At 70.4% G+C, this 16,610-nt stretch carries 16 protein-coding genes; 7 read left to right on the top strand and 9 right to left on the bottom strand.

Going from position 1 to position 16,610, the window contains the following annotated elements:
* The first annotated feature begins 51 nt into the window (after positions 1 to 51).
* On the top strand, positions 52 to 1,134 hold the full coding sequence (locus OG219_RS37350; RefSeq protein ID WP_266834154.1) for an endo-1,4-beta-xylanase: 1,083 nt from the start codon (positions 52 to 54) through the stop codon (positions 1,132 to 1,134).
* A gap of 25 nt (positions 1,135 to 1,159) precedes the next feature.
* Here OG219_RS37350 and OG219_RS37345 read toward each other — a convergent pair whose 3' ends face one another.
* The 4 genes from OG219_RS37345 to OG219_RS37330 form a co-directional block, all read right to left on the bottom strand.
* Positions 1,160 to 1,675: a hypothetical protein gene (locus OG219_RS37345; RefSeq protein ID WP_266834152.1), complete on the bottom strand. Its 516-nt coding sequence runs from the start codon at positions 1,673 to 1,675 to the stop codon at positions 1,160 to 1,162.
* Positions 1,672 to 3,396, bottom strand: a complete 1,725-nt coding sequence (locus OG219_RS37340) for a PHP domain-containing protein (RefSeq protein WP_266834150.1) — start codon at positions 3,394 to 3,396, stop codon at positions 1,672 to 1,674. The genes OG219_RS37345 and OG219_RS37340 overlap by 4 nt, the downstream gene beginning before the upstream one ends.
* Positions 3,397 to 3,586: 190 nt before the next feature.
* Positions 3,587 to 5,065: an alkaline phosphatase PhoX gene (locus tag OG219_RS37335; RefSeq protein WP_266834148.1), complete on the bottom strand. Its 1,479-nt coding sequence runs from the start codon at positions 5,063 to 5,065 to the stop codon at positions 3,587 to 3,589.
* 157 nt (positions 5,066 to 5,222) lie between these two features.
* Entirely contained in the window at positions 5,223 to 5,699 is a 477-nt protein-coding gene (locus tag OG219_RS37330; RefSeq protein ID WP_266834146.1) for an ATP-binding protein, read from the bottom strand.
* Between the two features lie 151 nt (positions 5,700 to 5,850).
* Between OG219_RS37330 and OG219_RS37325 the strand changes: the two genes are divergently transcribed.
* The gene (locus tag OG219_RS37325) at positions 5,851 to 6,696 is read left to right on the top strand and encodes a helix-turn-helix transcriptional regulator (protein ID WP_266834144.1); all 846 of its coding nucleotides are present in this window, start codon (positions 5,851 to 5,853) and stop codon (positions 6,694 to 6,696) included.
* Positions 6,693 to 6,932 (top strand): DUF397 domain-containing protein, encoded by a 240-nt coding sequence (locus OG219_RS37320; RefSeq protein WP_266834142.1) that lies wholly within the window; start codon positions 6,693 to 6,695, stop codon positions 6,930 to 6,932. The genes OG219_RS37325 and OG219_RS37320 overlap by 4 nt, the downstream gene beginning before the upstream one ends.
* A 19-nt stretch (positions 6,933 to 6,951) precedes the next feature.
* Here the strand turns inward: OG219_RS37320 and OG219_RS37315 are convergent, their stop codons facing one another.
* Both OG219_RS37315 and OG219_RS37310 read right to left on the bottom strand, forming a co-directional pair.
* A complete protein-coding gene (locus OG219_RS37315) occupies positions 6,952 to 8,043 on the bottom strand; it encodes an alanine racemase (protein ID WP_266834140.1) in 1,092 nt (363 codons plus the stop codon).
* Between the two features lie 36 nt (positions 8,044 to 8,079).
* Entirely contained in the window at positions 8,080 to 9,048 is a 969-nt protein-coding gene (locus OG219_RS37310; RefSeq protein ID WP_266834138.1) for an alpha/beta hydrolase, read from the bottom strand.
* Between the two features lie 255 nt (positions 9,049 to 9,303).
* Between OG219_RS37310 and OG219_RS37305 the strand changes: the two genes are divergently transcribed.
* The 3 genes from OG219_RS37305 (at position 9,304) to OG219_RS37295 (ending at position 12,007) form a co-directional block, all read left to right on the top strand.
* Complete coding sequence (locus OG219_RS37305; protein ID WP_266834136.1) at positions 9,304 to 9,768, top strand: MarR family winged helix-turn-helix transcriptional regulator; 465 nt, start codon at positions 9,304 to 9,306, stop codon at positions 9,766 to 9,768.
* 41 nt (positions 9,769 to 9,809) lie between these two features.
* Complete coding sequence (locus tag OG219_RS37300; protein ID WP_266834134.1) at positions 9,810 to 11,342, top strand: carboxylesterase/lipase family protein; 1,533 nt, start codon at positions 9,810 to 9,812, stop codon at positions 11,340 to 11,342.
* A gap of 71 nt (positions 11,343 to 11,413) precedes the next feature.
* Entirely contained in the window at positions 11,414 to 12,007 is a 594-nt protein-coding gene (locus tag OG219_RS37295; protein WP_266834132.1) for a TetR/AcrR family transcriptional regulator, read from the top strand.
* On the opposite strand, the gene OG219_RS37290 is transcribed toward OG219_RS37295, so the two are convergent.
* Positions 11,982 to 12,749, bottom strand: a complete 768-nt coding sequence (locus tag OG219_RS37290) for an isocitrate lyase/phosphoenolpyruvate mutase family protein (RefSeq protein ID WP_266834130.1) — start codon at positions 12,747 to 12,749, stop codon at positions 11,982 to 11,984. The two genes, OG219_RS37295 and OG219_RS37290, sit on opposite strands and share 26 nt — an antisense overlap.
* The gene (locus OG219_RS37285; RefSeq protein WP_266834128.1) at positions 12,746 to 13,213 is read right to left on the bottom strand and encodes a hypothetical protein; all 468 of its coding nucleotides are present in this window, start codon (positions 13,211 to 13,213) and stop codon (positions 12,746 to 12,748) included. The genes OG219_RS37290 and OG219_RS37285 overlap by 4 nt, the downstream gene beginning before the upstream one ends.
* Positions 13,214 to 13,320: 107 nt before the next feature.
* Here OG219_RS37285 and OG219_RS37280 point away from each other — a divergent pair, with 107 nt between their 5' ends.
* Entirely contained in the window at positions 13,321 to 14,913 is a 1,593-nt protein-coding gene (locus OG219_RS37280; protein WP_266834126.1) for a hypothetical protein, read from the top strand.
* On the opposite strand, the gene OG219_RS37275 is transcribed toward OG219_RS37280, so the two are convergent.
* Positions 14,858 to 16,606, bottom strand: coding sequence for a DUF2264 domain-containing protein (locus tag OG219_RS37275; RefSeq protein ID WP_266834124.1), 1,749 nt, complete (start codon positions 16,604 to 16,606; stop codon positions 14,858 to 14,860). The genes OG219_RS37280 and OG219_RS37275 overlap by 56 nt on opposite strands.
* Between the last annotated feature and the right edge of the window lie 4 nt (positions 16,607 to 16,610).

Raw genomic sequence — 16,610 nt, 5'->3', positions numbered from 1 at the left:
CGCACCCGTACCCCCTCCCATCCGCACCCGCATCCCCTCCCAGGAGCAGCCGTGCCAAACGCCGCCCGACCCCACCGCCGCCGCCGTGTCCCGCGCCCGCTGCCGCTCGCCGCCGCGGGCGCGCTGCTGGCCGCCGCGGCCGTCACGCTCCCCCAACTCACCCCCGAAGCCTCGGCCGCGACGACCCTGCGGGGATACGCCGACGCGCGTGGCGTACGGATCGGCGCAGCCGTCGGTGACGGGCCGCTCACGTCCGATGCGTCGTACACCGCCGTCCTGGACCGGGAGTTCAACTCGGTGACGGCGGAGAACGCGATGAAGTGGGACGCGCTGGAGCCGAGCCGGGGCGGCTACAACTGGGCCGCGGCCGACCGGCTGGTCGCGCACGCGAGCGCCCACAACCAGGGTGTACGAGGGCACACGCTCGCCTGGTACAGCCAGTTGCCGTCCTGGCTGAAGAACGGGAACTTCTCGGCCGCCGAGCTGAACACGCTCCTCAAGAAGCACATCGACACGACGCTGGGCCGCTACAAGGGCAAGGTGTACGCCTGGGACGTCGTCAACGAGACGTTCAACGAGGACGGTTCGATGCGCAGTTCGCTGTGGCAGGACAAGCTCGGGACGGGGTACATCGCGAACGCGCTGCGGTGGGCGCATGCCGCCGACCCGGCCGCCAAGCTGTACATCAACGACTACAACATCGAGGCGGACAACGCGAAGAGCGACGCCCTGTACGCCCTGGCGAAGCAACTCCTCGCGGACGGCGTGCCGTTGAACGGGATCGGCTTCCAGTCGCACTTCGTGGTCGGGCAGGTGCCGTCCACCATGAAGGCCAACCTCAAGCGCTTCTCCGACCTCGGCCTCGAAGTGTCCGTCACCGAACTCGACATCCGCATCCCGCTGCCCGCCTCCGCCGCCGAACTCGCCCAGCAGTCCGCCGACTACAAGCTGGCGAGCGAGAACTGTCTCGGCGTCCCCCGATGCGCGGGCGTCACCGTCTGGGGCATCACCGACAAGTACTCCTGGATCCCGGGCACCTTCAGCGGCTTCGGCGCGGCCCTCCCGTACAACGAGAGTTACGCGCCGAAGCCGTCCTACACGGGCCTGTCGAACGGTCTCAACCCGGCCGCGTAGACCACCGGTTCAGTGATCCGCCAGTTCAGTGATCCGCACAGCAAGGCGTCGGATCCGGCACCTCGAACGGCACGAGCGTGCCGCCCGCCGCCGGCATCGCCGTCAGGACCAGCTCTCCGTCGCGCCACTGCGGGCGTACGTGATCGCGGGTGACCAGCGGCTGGTCCGGGGCGGGTTCGCCGGGCGTGCCGAGTACCGTGACGCGGTCGATCGCGGAGCTGGAAAGCAACTCCGCGACCGTCACCGTGCCCGTGAGCTCCGCGGCGCCGGGGTACAGCACCGCGCGGCCCACCGCGTCCGGGGCCTCGGGCGACACCTCGTACCCCTTGGCGGTCAGCCACTCGCGGACGGCGTTCAGCACCGCCTGCGAGGGGACCGCGAAGGACAGTGCGACCCGCGGCCGATCACCGCGCACCAGGTGCGTGCAGCCGAACGAGCCCTCGGGGAGGGTGAGTTCGGCGGTCAGCGTCTGGAGCAGGTGATCGGCTTCGGACAGGGCCGACAGATGGGTGTCGACCCCTATGACGTGCGGCTGGTTCACGACGGCAGGACCCACACCGGGTTGGAGTAGAACCACAGGTCGACCCACGGGTCGGCGTCGCCGACGACGTCGAGGGCGGGGCCGTTGGGGTCGACCGCCGCGCCGTTGATGCCGGTCGCGGAGCGGTTGCCGTCGCTGCCGCGCAGGCGGACGTAGAGCGGGCGGTCGACCTGGCCGAGGGAGTACGTGATCCGGACCGTGCCGGTCGTCTTGTTCACCTCGTACGACTGGACGACCTTCGCCGTCGGCGCGCTGAAGGTGTCCTTGTCCGCGGCCGCGCCGGTGACATCGCCCTGGATGACGTCCACGCGGGCCAACTTCGGTACGAATCCTGCCCAGTTGGGGGTGTCGGCGAGCGCGATATCGACCGTCAGGGTGACCTTCGTGCCCTTCTTGACGTGCAGCGCGCCGCCGAGCGTCGCCCACTTGCCGCTGCCCGAGAGCCGCGCGTCGAGGCCGCCGATGAGCTGCCCGTGGTCGACCCAGACACGGCCGGCGCGGATGCCGTCCATGACGGCGGCGTACGAGAAGCCGTCGGAGCCGACGTGCGTGCGGCTGTACTGGCCGGGCCAGTAGTCGCCCTGGGTGAGGTCGACCTTGCCGCTGTACACGGGGTCGGTGTGCTTGCCGTTGAGGTTGAAGTCGGTGTCCGGGCCGCCGCGCTTGGCGGTGTCCGTGTACACCTGGTGGGAGTCGGAGTTGGCGGTGATCCACCAGGGCTTGCCCTCGGCGAGGAGGCTGTCCCACAGGCCGCCGACGGTGGCGGTCATCCAGTCGAAGCCGCCCCAGGTGCGGTAGCTCTCCAGCGGGTAGCCGGCGAAGGAGTCGGCGCTCGGGTTGTTGTCGTAGATGCCCCGGGCGCGGCCCATGCCGGTCGGCGCGGCGATGCCGGCGGCCTGGTGGCCGGGCGCGCCCTCGAAGCCGATGGCGATCTGCTTGCCGCCGGGGGTCGCGTCGCGCCAGCCGCGGATCTCGTGCGGGGAGTCGACACCGCGCCGCGCCGGGTGGTTGGCGAGCATCAGCGCGTCCTTGATCTTGCGCCGCTGCACCTGCTCGGAGAGGAAGGCGAGACCCGCGACGGCGAGCGCCTCGTTCGCGGGCGAGGAGCCGCTCGCGCCCTTCACACTGCCGTCGTAGTCGGTCTCGAACGCCTTGAGGACGCTGACCTCGTTCTTGCCGGGGTGCACGAAGACCGTGCCGTGCTCGGCGCCCGGGATGTTCCACTCAAGACCCTGGAAGACGAGGGTGTCCTCGTACTCCTCCCGGGCCGCCTTGATGTCCGGGTTGACCTTGTCGACACCGATCTTGGCGTGCGTCTCGCTGCCGTGGTCGGTGATGACCAGCCAGTCCATGCCGTGCCGGGCGCCCTGGCGGACCTGGTCGGAGACGCGGTACTTGCCGTCGCTGCTGTACTGCGTGTGGATGTGGTGGTCACCGGCCAGCCAGAGGAAGCCGTTCGTTCTGCGACGGCTCTCGGAGGCGTACGCGGGGGCCGCCGCCGCTCCCTGGGCGAGGACGCCGCTCGCGGCCAGGCCCGCGCCCAGCAGACCCGTCCGGCGCAGCATCGTACGGCGCGACTGCTGGTCGGGGCTCAGGGCCTCGTCGGGCACGGAGGTGTCGAGGGCGGCGGGCAGAGCCGTGCCTTCGTGAGCGTCAGCGTGATCGTGGGTGTGGTCGTGGTGGTGGTGATGACCGTGCCCGTGAGCGTGTCCGTGCCCCATGTCTGCCTCCTGAGTTCGGCTCCCGCATATGCGGGCGCGCGAGATGGAGACTCGATGTGAAACATGAACGTTGAACGGCTGTGGGGTGACCGCTCGGCGACTCGGGTGCGGCGGTATGGACCAGCCACACGCACTTACCCCAACTGCCGCGAATGTCACGACAGTTGGGGACTTCCCGCGACGGGTGGTGTCAGCGCTGGTAGCGCCAGGGGCCGGTGATGGCCAGCAGGATGCCGGGGTTCTGGATGCTCGCGTACAGCGTCTTGCCGTCGGGCGAGAAGACGACGCCGGCGAACTCGCTGTACGACGGGTCCTCGGCCGTGCCGTCGTTCAGCTCGTTGCGGGCGATCGGGTACGTCTTGCCCGACTCCGTGGCGCCGAAGAGGTGCTGGATGCCCTCGCCGTCCTCCGCGAGGATCACACCGCCGTACGGGGAGACGGTGATGTTGTCCGGACCGTCGAGGACGCCGTCGTTCGCGTCGGGGTCGGGGTTGACGCCGAGGATCAGCTTGAGGGTCAGCGTGCCACGGGCGGGGTCGTAGAACCACACCTGCCCGTCGTGCTGGACCGGGCTCTCCTCGCGGGCGAAGGACGAGACGACGTAGGCGCCGCCGTCGGCCCACCACATGCCCTCCAGCTTGCGGGCGCGGGTGACCTGCGTGCCGGTGAACTGCTGACGCGTCGGGACCGTCTTGGCGTCACGGTCGGGAACCGCCACCCACTTGACGCTGTAGGAGGTGCCCGCCTTGGTGGCGCGGGACAGGTCGTCGACGTACTGGCCCTTGGAGTCGGTGCACCTGAAGGCTTCCAGCGCGCCGGCCGTGTCGGAGAGGGTCCGGAGCTTGCCCCGGCCGTGCTTGAACCCCTTCGGCGGCGTCCAGCGGTACAGCAGGCCGTTGGGGCCCGCCGCGTCCTCGGTGAGGTACAGGTGACCGCGCTTGGTGTCCACGACCACGGCCTCGTGGTCGTAGCGGCCGAGCGCCTTGATCGGCTTGGGGTCCTTGTTCGCACGGCGGTCGTACGGGTCGACCTCGAAGACGTAGCCGTGCGCCTTGGTCATACCGGCGTCGCCGACCTTGGCGGAGTTCTCCTCGCAGGTCAGCCAGGTGCCCCAGGGGCTGCGGCCGCCCGCGCAGTTCTGCTGGGTGCCCGCGATGCCGACCCACTCGGGCACGCACTCGCCGTCCTTGGAGATCTCGACGACCGTGCAGCCGCCGGGGGCGCTGGGGTCGTAGACGAGTCCCGGGGTGAGCGGCACGGGGAACGCGGTGTTCGCGCGGTCGTCGCGGATCTCGTGGTTGACGACCAGCAGAGTGGAACCGCGGGTGCCCTTGAAGGCCGCCGTGCCGTCGTGCTTGTTCGGCGTGAACTCGCCCGACTCCATCTTGGTGACACCGGCGTGGGTGACCACCTTGTAGGAGAACCCGGCGGGGAGCGCGAGCAGCCCCTCGGGGTCGTCGATCAGCGGACCGTACCCGGTCTTGCTCTGGTGCGCCTGCGAGACCTGCTCGGTGGAGTCGATCTCCTGGCCCCGGCTCTTGGCATCCTCGGCCGTCTCGGCGGCGTACGCGTACGAGCTGGCGGTGGACAGCACACCGGCGCTTCCGACAAGGGCGATTCCCACGCCGGTCGATTTTTTGGCGAAGTCTCTACGGGTGGTGGAAGGCACGTTGATCTCCTGAGTGGCACGAACCGGGGGCCTTGCGGTGGGGGGCGCAGCACACAGTTCCCTGACCTTCCGAACGGTAGGTGAACAAGACACAACGCCTGTACGAGATACCGAACATATGGTCCATACTTTATCCCCATCGTGAGCTTCCTCCCCCTCAATTCCCAGGCGTCAGACCCTTACCGGCCATGCCCCTGAGCCTCTCGGGTACGGAAATCTCCGCCCACACCGTCTTGTACGTCCCGTCCTCCCGCGGCTCCACACCCCACCGCTCGGCGAGCGCCACGACGATCAGCAGCCCGCGCCCGCCCTCCCCGTCCGACGGCTCCTGGAGCACGGGCAGCCGGTCGGCCCGCCCGTCGGCCACCTCCACCCGTACGACGTCCTCGCGCAGCACCAGCCGTACGCGGATGTCACGCCCCCGCACCCGCCCGTGCCGCACCGCGTTCGCCGCGAGCTCGGCGACGACAAGGGTCACGGTCTCGCTGACCTCGCTGTCGTACGCGAACCCCCAGACGTGCATCCGGTTCGCGACCAGGCGGCGGGCGAGCCGGGCCCCTCGCGGGGTGCAGCTGTAGAGCTGGGTGAACGTACCGAGGGTGACGGGGACTTGGGCCCGGGGGTGTCCTTGCATGGGTCAACGGTCCCTGGGGGGACGGGGGTCGACCAGGTCCGCCACTCGTACAGTGCGCGTTGTACCAGTTACGGAGTGGACAGTTCGGGTAACTGTCCGTGAGCATTGGTGACTTGCGGGGTTGGTACCAAGGAACACGGGAGTTCCCGGCATGACCGACAGCATCGAGAGCATCGAGACCACCACGAACGAACCCGAGCCGCCTGGCAGTTTGAAGGCGTTCGGGGCGGCACACAAGGCCTTCCGAAAGCGGGCTGGCTACACACAGGAGGAGTACGCGCCGCTCGTCCAGTACCAGCCGGGGACGGTGGCATCCATCGAGCAGGGGCGGCGCTTCCCACAGCGCAGGTTCGTCGAGCGCGCGGAAGAGGTCCTGGATGCCTTCGGCGTACTGCAGGAGGTGTACAAGCACGCGGGGAGGGAGGCGGGACTGGCGTCATGGTTCCGCAAGTGGGGCGAGCTGGAGGAGCAGGCGATCAGCCTGTACACGTACGAGAACCGGCTCGTTCCCGGGCTTCTGCAGTCGGAGGGTTACGCCCGCACACTGTTCGGCGCACGCGTGCCCCTGCTCACCGAATCGCAGATCGAGGCCCAGCTCACGGCCCGCATGCAACGCCAGACGCTGCTGCGCGAGCGACCCAACACGGCGTTCAGTTTCATCGTCGAGGAGTACGTCTTCCAGCGGCGGACCGGGGGGACGGAGGTCACGCGGGAGCTGATCGACCATGTCTTGGGGCTCATGGAACTGCGCAACGTGGAGGTGCAGTTGTTGCCGATGGCGTGCGATGTCCACGCCGGGCTGAATGGCCCCATCCGGTTGGCCGAGACCCCCGAGAACGAGTGGTTCGGCTACTGCGAGGGCCAGGAGTCCGGCCAGTTCATCGCCAGTCCGAAAACGATCAGTGTGCTGCACATGCGCTATGCGAAACTGCGCTCACAGGCTCTCACCCCGGAGGATTCCCGGAGCCTGCTGGAGCGGATTCGAGGAGCACTATGAGCACGACCGACCTGGCCTGGTTCAAGAGCAGCTACAGCGGAAGCTCCGGTGACGACTGCGTCGAAGTGGCCCTCGCCTGGCGCAAGTCGACGTACAGCGGCGATGACTCCGGCGACTGCGTCGAGGTAGCCACCTGCCCCACCACCATCCACATCCGCGACTCCAAGAACACCCGCGGCCCTCAACTCGCCCTCTCCCCCACCGCATGGACGGACTTCGTGGAGTTCGCGAAGTAGCTGAAGTCCTGGTCCGCGCTCAGGAGTTGGTGCCGCGCGCCGCCACCTTCCACCGGTCGACCTCCACCCCCTCGCGGGCGATCAGCAACTCGTCCGCGAGGTTCACCGGCGTACAGACGTGGTTGGGCACCACGGACACGACCTCCCCCAGGCGCGGACCGCGTACGCCCTCCGGGAGTTGGACGACCGCGTGGTGTTCCCATAGGGCGGTGATCGTGGCGTCCGGGTAGGCGGGGAGGTAGCCGTGTCCGGTGACCCACGGGGAGCGGTCGGGGCCGAGTACCTTGCTGCCGGCGTCCAGGACGAAGCGGTTGGGGGCGGGGACGCTGATGACGGTCGAGGCGGCGGACAGGGCCAGGTCGGCGGCGGTGCAGGTTCCGATGGCGAGCTGCTGGGCGTCGTTGAAGACGTAGACGCCGGGGCGGAGCTCGTTGACCGGGCCGGGCTGCCAGTGGCCCGCCGTCGGAGTCGAGCCGCCGCTCAACACGCGGGCTCCCAGACCGAGTTCACCCAGGGACGCCGCCGCTTCGGCAAGCGAGCACTCCTCGTCGCGGGCCGCACGCTCGGCGGCGTCCGCGTCATGGCCGTACCCGTGCCCGGGGAAGGTGAAGACACCCAGCACGTCCAGACCGGCGTCCACGGCGGCCCCGGCGATCCGACCCGCGTCGGCGGGTGGCACCCCGGTCCGGCGCGTTCCGCAGTCCACCTCGACCAGCGCCTGGACCGGGCGGTCGCTCCCCCGCACCGCGTCCCCCAGCCGCCGCGCGCCCTCGACCGAGTCGACACCGACGCGCAGCGCGACCTCGTCGGCCAGCGTGCGCGCACGCCCGGCCTTCGCACGGTCGAGCCAGAGCGGATACGCGATGAACAGATCGTCGACCCCCGCCCGGGCGAGCGCCTCCGCCTCGCTCAGGGTCGCAACCGACAACCCTCTCGCACCGAGGCGGAGTTGACGCTCCGCGATCTCCGCACACTTGTGGCTCTTGGCGTGCGGACGGAGCGCGAACCCCCCGGAACCCGCCGCCTGCGCCATGCGTGCGATGTTCCGGTCCAGCACATCGACGTCGACGACGAGCACCGGCGTGACCAGTCCCTCGGGTAGTTCGCGCACCTCAACCTCGGCTTCCCTTGCCCACGTACCGTCCGGTCAGACGGTACCGAGGGCCGTGCGCAGGGTGCTGATCGCCTGGGCGATCGCGGCCCCCGCGGCATGGGTCTCGCGCAGGGCGTTGAGCATCACGAAGTCGTGGATGATGCCCTGGTACCGGACGGCGGTGACGGGTACGCCGGCCTCGCGGAGCTTGGCCGCGTAGGCCTCGCCCTCGTCGCGCAGGACGTCGGCCTCGCCGGTGATGACGAGGGCCGGGGGGAGCCCGGTGAGCTGCTCGGTGGTGGCGCGCAGCGGGGACGCGGTGATCTCGGCGCGCTGCTTCTCGTCGGTCGTGTACTGGTCCCAGAACCACTGCATGCCGTCGCGGCGCAGGAAGTAGCCGGTGGCGAACTGGTGGTAGGAAGCCGTGTCGAAGGAGGCGTCGGTGACCGGGTAGAAGAGCACCTGCTGGACCAGGGGGACGTCGCCGCGGTCCTTCGCCATCAGGGTGAGCGCGGCGGACATGTTGCCGCCGACGGAGTCGCCGGCCACCGCGATATGGGCGGCGTCCAGACCGTGGGACGCGCCCTCGGTGACGATCCACTGGGCCACGGTGTAGTTCTGGTCGATGGCGACGGGGTAGCGGGCCTCGGGCGAGAGGTCGTACTCGGGGAAGACGACCGCGGCCTGTACGCCGACGGCCAGTTCGCGCACCAGGCGGTCGTGGGTGTGGGCGTTGCCGAAGACCCAGCCCGCGCCATGGATGTAGATGATCACCGGGAGCGTGCCGGAGGCGCCGGCGGGGCGGACGATTCGCGCCCGCACCTGCCCGGTGGGTCCGCCGGGCACGGTGACCCACTCCTCGTCGACGGCGGGCTTGGCGATGTCGCCGGACTGCACCTCGTCGACGGCCTTACGACCCTCCGCCGGGGCCAGGTCGAACAGGTACGGCGGGTTCGCGGTCGCCTCGGCGAAGGCCGCGGCTGCGGGCTCCAGGACGGGACGGGGGGCGGTGGTCTCGGTCATGGCGATCTCCTCGGATCGGGTGCCGCGGCAGGCTCCGCCGGTGTTCTTGCCGTGGAGCGGCGGCACACATTCACAGTAGCGCTCGATTAAGTCGTGCACAACTAATTAGGGGACGATATAATCGAGAGGACGTGAACGATAGGGTAGGTCGACGTGCACAGGACAGAATCGACGTATGCGCACAAGACCCAACCAACCTACGTACGCGGGGCAAAAATGTCGCGCGGAGGACCGACGGGACCCAGGAGGCGCAACGTGAACCCAACCGGAACCGAACCGACGCAAGAGGGTTCGCTGCTCCTGGACGACCAGCTCTGCTTCGCCCTCTACGCGGCATCACGCGCGGTCACCGCCCGCTACCGGCCACTGCTGGACGAGCTGGGGCTCACCTACCCGCAGTACCTGGTGATGCTGGTCCTGTGGGAGCAGGACTCGATCTCCGTGAGCGCCCTGGGCACCGCGCTCCAGCTGGAGTCCAGCACCCTCTCCCCCCTCCTCAAGCGCCTGGAGGCGAACGGCCTGATCCGCCGCGAGCGACGCCCGCAGGACGAGCGTTCCGTCGCTCTGCACCTCACGGAAGCCGGCATCCGGCTCCGGGAACGGGCAGGTACGGTCCCCCTCGCCATCGGCGACGCCATGGGCCTGTCCCCCGAGCAGGACGCCATGGCCAAGCAACTGCTCCGTCTGCTCACGGCCAACGTCGGTCAGGACCGTCCGTAAATGGTTGGCCCGCTTGTCGATTCACCGGGATGATCCGGCACATGTCCCGAATCGAACCCGAGTCCTCGCCCCAAGTACGCACGGCCGCCGGGGCACTGCGTGGCAGTCGTGAGGCGGGGCTCGCGGTCTTCCGCGGTATCCCGTTCGCCGAGCCGCCGGTCGGCGCGAACCGCTTCGCCGCACCGCAGCCGGTGCGGGGCTGGGACGGCGTACGGGATGCCGTGTCGTACGGCCCGCCGCCCCCGCAGGCCGGTGCGTTCGGCATGGACGCGCTGTCGCGGGACGCCGCGGGCGACGGTGACTGGCTGACGGTCAACGTCTGGTCGCCGGAACCGGACCCGGGCGCCGGACTTCCGGTGCTGGTGTGGATCCAGGGCGGCGCCTACGTGATCGGCACCTCCGGCCTCCCGGAATACGACGGTGGCCGGCTGTCCCGGGAGGGCGGCGTCGTCGTCGTGACCTTCAACTACCGTCTGGGTATTGAGGGTTTCGCACAGATCGAAGGTGCGCCCGCCAACCGGGGCCTGCTGGATCAGGTCGCCGCCTTGCGGTGGGTGCGCGACAACATCCGGGCGTTCGGTGGTGATCCGGACCGGGTCACGGTCTTCGGCGAGTCCGCGGGCGGCGGGTCGATCGCCGCTCTGCTGGCAATGCCGCGTGCGGCCGGGCTCTTTCGCCGGGCAGTCGCGATGAGCGTGCCGGGAACGTTCTTCTCACCGGAGCTCGCCGCCGACATCGCCGCCGCCTGCGCCGACGAGCTGGGGCTACGGCCCACGGTGCCCGACCTGTCCGGCGTGGCCCCGCCCGAACTGGCCGCCGCAGGCGACGCGGTCATCGCCAAGGCGGCCCAGTGGGCGGACCGCTGGGGCGGGGCCGCGCAGCGATCCATCCTGTTCTCCCCCGTCGTCGACGGCGACGTCCTGCCGGTCACTCCATGGCAGGCGCTGGCCGACGGCGCGGGCCGGGACATCGAACTCCTCGTCGGCCACACCCGCGAAGAGCAGCGGCTGTTCACCACGATCGAAGGCATGCTCGGCGAGGTGACGGAAGAACAGGCGACGACCGCGCTGCGGACCTTCGCCCCCGCCCCCGACGGCGCCGACCGCTACCGCGCCGCCTTCCCCCTCGCCGGCCCGGACGAACTCTACGAACTGGTCAACTCCGACTGGCTGTTCCGCATGCCGTCCCTCCACCTCGCCCAGGCGCAGACCGCGGCCGGCGGCCGTGCGCACGTCTACGAGCTGACCTGGCCCGCCCCGGGCATGAGCGGCGTCTTCGGCGCCTGCCACGGCCTCGACGTCCCGCTCGTCTTCGGCAACCTGAGCGACACCCAGGCCGCCACGCTGATCGGCGAGACCCCCACCCCGGAAGCAGAGGCGCTGTCCGCCCACATCCGCAACGCTTGGACGGCGTTCGCCACCCACGGCGACCCCGGCTGGCCCGCGTACGACGACGCCCGACGCCTCGTACAACTCCTCGACACACAACCGACCGTCACCGCCTACCCGGAGGACAACTCCCGCGTCCTCTGGCAGGACCACGTCTTCTCGGCGTTGCCGCTGAACGGGCGGTGACGGACGCATAGACTAGCCTTTTGCCTAGAGCGCCTAGGCAGCTATGCACAGCGGGCGGAGGCGGTCACTTCATGGCGCGTGTCGGGCTCACGGTCACCCGGCTCGTGGAAGCCGCGGCCGATCTCGCGGACGAGGTCGGGTTCGAGAACGTCACCGTGTCCGCGCTGGCGCGGCGGTTCGGGGTTAAGGACGCGAGTCTGTACTCACACATCAGGAATGTGCAGGAGCTGCGGGAGCGGATCGCGGTCCTTGCGGGCGGCGAGATGATCGACCGGATCGCGAGCGCCGTGGCCGGGCGGGCGGGCAAGGACGCGCTGGTCGCGTTCGCGGGGGCCTACCGGGAGTACGCCTTGGAGCGGCCCGGACGGTACCGCGCCACGCACACGCAGCTCGCCCCCGCGTCCGCCGCAGCCGAGGCCGGCCTGTACCGCCGCACCGCCGAGGTCACGTACGGCATGCTCCGCGCGTACGGCCTGTCGGAACCCGATCTCACCGATGCCGTACGCCTGTTGCGCAGCACCTTCCACGGCTTCTGCAACCTCGAAGCCATTGGCGGCTTCGGCGACCCCAGGGACGTACAGGCCTCCTGGGAGCGGGCGTTGGACGCCCTGCACGTGGCGCTGGAGTACTGGCCCGACGCTAGGGCCGGGGACCCGCGTCGCTGAGCGCCTGCACCTCGGCGTAGGTCGGGGTGACGCCTCGTGGTGGTCGTCCGGCCCGGATGTCCGCGGCGGCGTCGAGGGCCGCGCCGAGGGCCCGCCGGTAGAGGAGCGAGCCGAGGCTGACCCTGCGTACGCCGAGGTCGCCGAGTTGGGCGACGGTGGGGCCGAGTGGTGAGTAGAGGATGTTGAGCGGCACGTCGACGGTCTTCACCAGGTCGGTGATCCGGGCCGCGTCGCTCAGGCCGGGGACGAACACGCCGTCGGCGCCCGCCTGTTGGTAGGCGTCGAGGCGGCGGCAGGTCTCGGTGTGGCCGCCGTCTCCGAGCCAGTACGTGTCGGTGCGGGCGTTGACGAACAGGTCCGGTGCGGCGGCCTTGACCGCCGAGATCTTCGCGGCGTGCAGCTGCGAGGAGGCGAGTCCGTCCTCCAAGTTGATGCCGACCGCCCCCGCTTCGGCCAGCTCGCACGCCAACTCGGCGACCTCGTGCGGGTCTTGGTGGAACCCGTCCTCGGCGTCGACCGACAGCAGGAAGGTCCCCCGGCCGAGCTGCCGTGCGAGCCGCAGCGTCACGTCCCTGGTCGCCGCCGTGCCGTCCGGCAGACCGGCGGCAGCGGCTGCACCGAGGCTCGTGGTGCCGATCGCCGCGAAGCCCTGGGCGGCGAGGGCGGTCGCGGAGGCGTGGTCCCAGGCGTTGGGAAGGAGGAGGGGTGTGCCGGTGTGGTGGAGTGCGGAGAAGGGGGTCATGCGAGTTTCCCCACGGCGTCGGCGTAGTACGTGGATCCCTTGAGGTGCAGGGCCAGTTCGCGGAAACTCCAGCCCTCCCCCGGTGAGTTGTCGAGCTGCTCCTCGGTCAGCGCACCGAGTCGGTTCGCCCACATCCGGGCGAGGCGGGTGAGCCGGCTGCGGGCCTCGTCGAGGTCCTCCCGCGTGAACGGCGCGAGGTCCGCCGCCGTCGTGCTCGCGGACGCGTGCCAGTGGTCGGGCTGCGGCCGCTCGCCGACGAGACGGGCCTCCAGCTCGGCCAGGTGGTCCACCAGATGGTCGGCGACGCGGCGGATCGCCTTGTGCGGGGTGTAGACGCGGTCGTCGACGTGGGTGGGCTCGCCGTCCCAGGCGGTCCAGGTGGCCGCAAGGCCGAGGACGTGCTCCACCATGGCTACGACGGCTGCGGCCGGACTCTCCAGCGGTTCCTGCGCGGAATCGTTCATGGCGGCAACGCTAGGGGCGGAACACTTCGGCGCCTGCCGAACCGTGCGCACAAGTGGGGCTTGTCCGGGCGCGGCAACCTCCCGCCCGCCGGTGACAACTACCCGGCATGACCAACGCAAGACGCACAGCAACTGATGGACGCAAGACCACGCACCGTCGCCGCCGCACCGCCCGCAAGCCCGTCGTGGCCTCGCTCGCGGCCGTGACCCTGCTGGCCGGGGCATGGTACGCGACGGCGGCCACACTGAACTCGGTCAGCGAAGGAAGCGAGGCCGGCGGAGGTGGCGGCACGGCGGCAGCCGAAGCGTCTGCCACCACCTCCACCGAAGCACTGGCCACCGCGAGCGGCACCCCGGCCGGCACCGCCGCCGCGTCACCCACGCCCACTCCGACTCCGACTCCCACGGCGACAGCGAAGGCCTCGGCGGCCGCCAAAGCCGCGACGGGCACCCTCGCCGTCACGAACACCACCGTGACCCTGAGCGCCAAGTTCCCTTACCTGTCCGCTGGTTACAACAACACCCGCGAGTGGACCCGCACCACGACCGCCGTCGCCCCCAACGGCACCCTGCGCGTCGCCTGGCCCGCCTCCGACGGCATCCACGTCACACCGCTCACCGCGGCGGGCAAGCGGTCCGCGGCCGACACGGTCGTCAAGGGGGCCAAGGAAGTCGGCGGACTGGTCGCCCACAACGACGGCTTCGCCCTCCTCACCCGCGTCGCCGACACCAACAAATGGAAGGAGACGGCGGCGGCACTCGTCCGCTACACGAACGGCAAGCAGACCTTCGTCACGAAGCTCACGGGCACCGCGTCGCACGACACCGCGCCCCTCCTCGACGGCCAGCTCACCTGGAACGGCACGAAGTACGGCACGTACTTCGTCGTCCACGGCGCTGGCGGCTTCGCCGACGGCCACTTCGGCGACAAGCTCGCGTACGTCAGCGCCAAGGGCACGAAGCTGAGCGGCGGTTGGGGCTGGGGCTGCAGCCACAACGAGGGCATCGCGCTGCACGCCGAGGCGACCGGCGCGTTCACCTCGCTCTGCTTCGACGACTGGCGCTCGGGCCTGTTCGTCTCGACGGGCATCGGCGCGCCCGACACCGCACCGGCCGTGCAGCGCGAGCAGTGCTGGGCGGGCTACTGCGGCGGCACCTTCGCAGGCCGCACCGGCGAGTTGGTGAAGTCCTCGACCGGCCGGTACGCCACCGCGTTCGGCTCCCGTGGCGCCGCCTCCGCCGCCAAGAACCCGCAGGACGCGAGCGGCCGGGGCTGGACGGTAAAGCCGAAGACGACGACCCACCAGGTGGCCGTCGCCTTCCTCAAGACCCGCAACACCCCTGCGGGCAAGCCCGTCTACCTCACCAACACCCCCGGCACCGAACACGTCAACGTCCACATAGCCCCGTACGGCAAGGACCGCCTCCTCGTCTCCTGGGAAACCCTGAAGAACGCCAAGTGCGCGAGCGGCACCTGCACCGGGACCTTCACGGGCACCCACCTGCGTCTCATCGACTGGAACGGCAAGTTCCAGAGCGCGGACAAGGTCGTCACCGCCCGCATCACGGGCGACATCGCGGTCCAGAAGGACGGCTCCCTGACCTGGGCCTACGCCCCGGTCACCCCGTCGTACGCGAGCCCGCTCACAGGGGCGTCACCGACCACGACGACTCTGCGGATCGCCCGTCTGAAGCCCTGAACCTGAACCGCGCGGGCGGCCCCGAAGCCCAGGTCACGCACACCTCGTACGCCCCCTCCACCTCTACGCACACCAGCTCCGCGAGGGGCAGGGGGTCCGGTTCGCCGGTGAGGCGGGCGAGGGAGACGAACAAGTCGGGCTCATCGCCGGTCGCGGTCAAGGGACCGTGCACGGAGGTGATTTCGGCGTGCAGGCCGTCACCGGCCGACCATCCCGTCACCCGCACCGGCGTCCCGGGCGCCGCCCCCGCCACCAGATGCGCCCGCATCTCCACCGCCCCTCGGGCGACGACCAGGCTGGTGACCCGGATGCCCTCCGTCACCGTGTGGCGGGACGCCGCCCAGCCCTCACCCGTGCCCAGCGGCTCGATGTCCGTGCGGCTCGCGTCGTCGCCGACGATCACGCTGTTGTCGTACGACGGTGAGGGCTCCGTCGCCGTCGAGTAGGCGAGCCGGGTGTAGAACGGGTCGTAGCGGACGTCCTCGCTGCCATGGTTGTGGAGGCGGACCAGGCCGTCCGAAGTGGTCGACTGGAGAAGCCAGTTGGGCGGGGCGACGGGGGTGGTCGCGTCGGCGCGGTCGGTGGGGCCGGGTTCCTCCGTCGCCGTCCATACTTCGTGGTCCGGCGGGAGGAGGAGGCCGAGAAAGCCCTTGCTCGCCCAGTACGGGGAGGCAGGGCCCGAATAGGCTTGCAGGAGCGCCTCGTTGGGGCCGTGCCAGCCGAGAGTGAGCAGGCCCCTGTCGTCGACGGCGCCGCGGTCGAGGAAGTGGCGCAGGGCGCCGGAGGCCAGGCGTCGGGTCTCGCCCGGGGAGAGGGGTGTACGGCCCGTGAGGGCGCCGAGCCACAGCGGTGCGGTGGTCGCGAAGCGGTAGGTGAGGGAGCGGCCCTGGCGCATGGGTGCGCCGTCGCCGCCGAACAGGCGGGCGTAGTCCGCCAGATGCCGGGACAGCCTGCCGCCGTACAGGTCGAGGAGCCGGGGGTCGTCGCCCAGCCACGCGTGCAGCACCGGATACAGGTGCATCGCCCAGCCGTTGTAGTAGTCGAAGGCGCGGATCGCGCCGTCGGTGTACCAGCCGTCCCCGACGTACCACTGCTCGATGCGGTCCAGGCCGCGGTCGATCGCGGCGCGCGAGGCGTCCGGCTCGTAGCCGACCTCCTGGAGGAAGCCGCCGACCGTGACCGGGAACAACTCCCAGTTGCAGGGCCAGGGTTCGGCCGTCAGGGCATCGCCGAGCCAGGCCGCGGCCCGCTGCCGTACGCCGTCGTCGAGGCGGTCCCACAACAGCGACTGGGTCAGGCGCAGTGCGAGGGCGATCGACGCGGCCTCGACGAGCGGCTGGCTGCGGTCCTCGACTCGGGGCCAGATTCCGGACGTTCCGGTGGCGAGGCCGTCCGCGTACCGCTCCAGGGTCTTCTCGTCGCGGCGGAACGCGGCGAGGAGGAGTGTGCGCGCGTAGCCCTCCAGGCCGTCCGAGAGCCGGCCGGAGGCGCTCGTGTGGTCTCCGGGGAGGTGGTACAGAGCGCCGCCCTCGATGGCGTACGGCTCGACCGCGGCGAGGAGGGAATCGGCCGCCGCTTCCCAGTGGGCGCGCGTGTAGCCGGTGTACGGGCTGAGGATGCGGTCCTCAGAAACCGCAGAAACCGCAGAAACCTCAGGAACCGCAGGTACCTCAGACGGCAGGGGCGCTGGCATCGGG

Source organism: Streptomyces sp. NBC_00038 (genome assembly GCF_026343635.1).
Classification (GTDB): domain Bacteria; phylum Actinomycetota; class Actinomycetes; order Streptomycetales; family Streptomycetaceae; genus Streptomyces.
The sequence above is the reverse complement of the archived record's forward strand: the minus strand, read 5'-3'. Positions and strand labels throughout refer to the sequence as shown.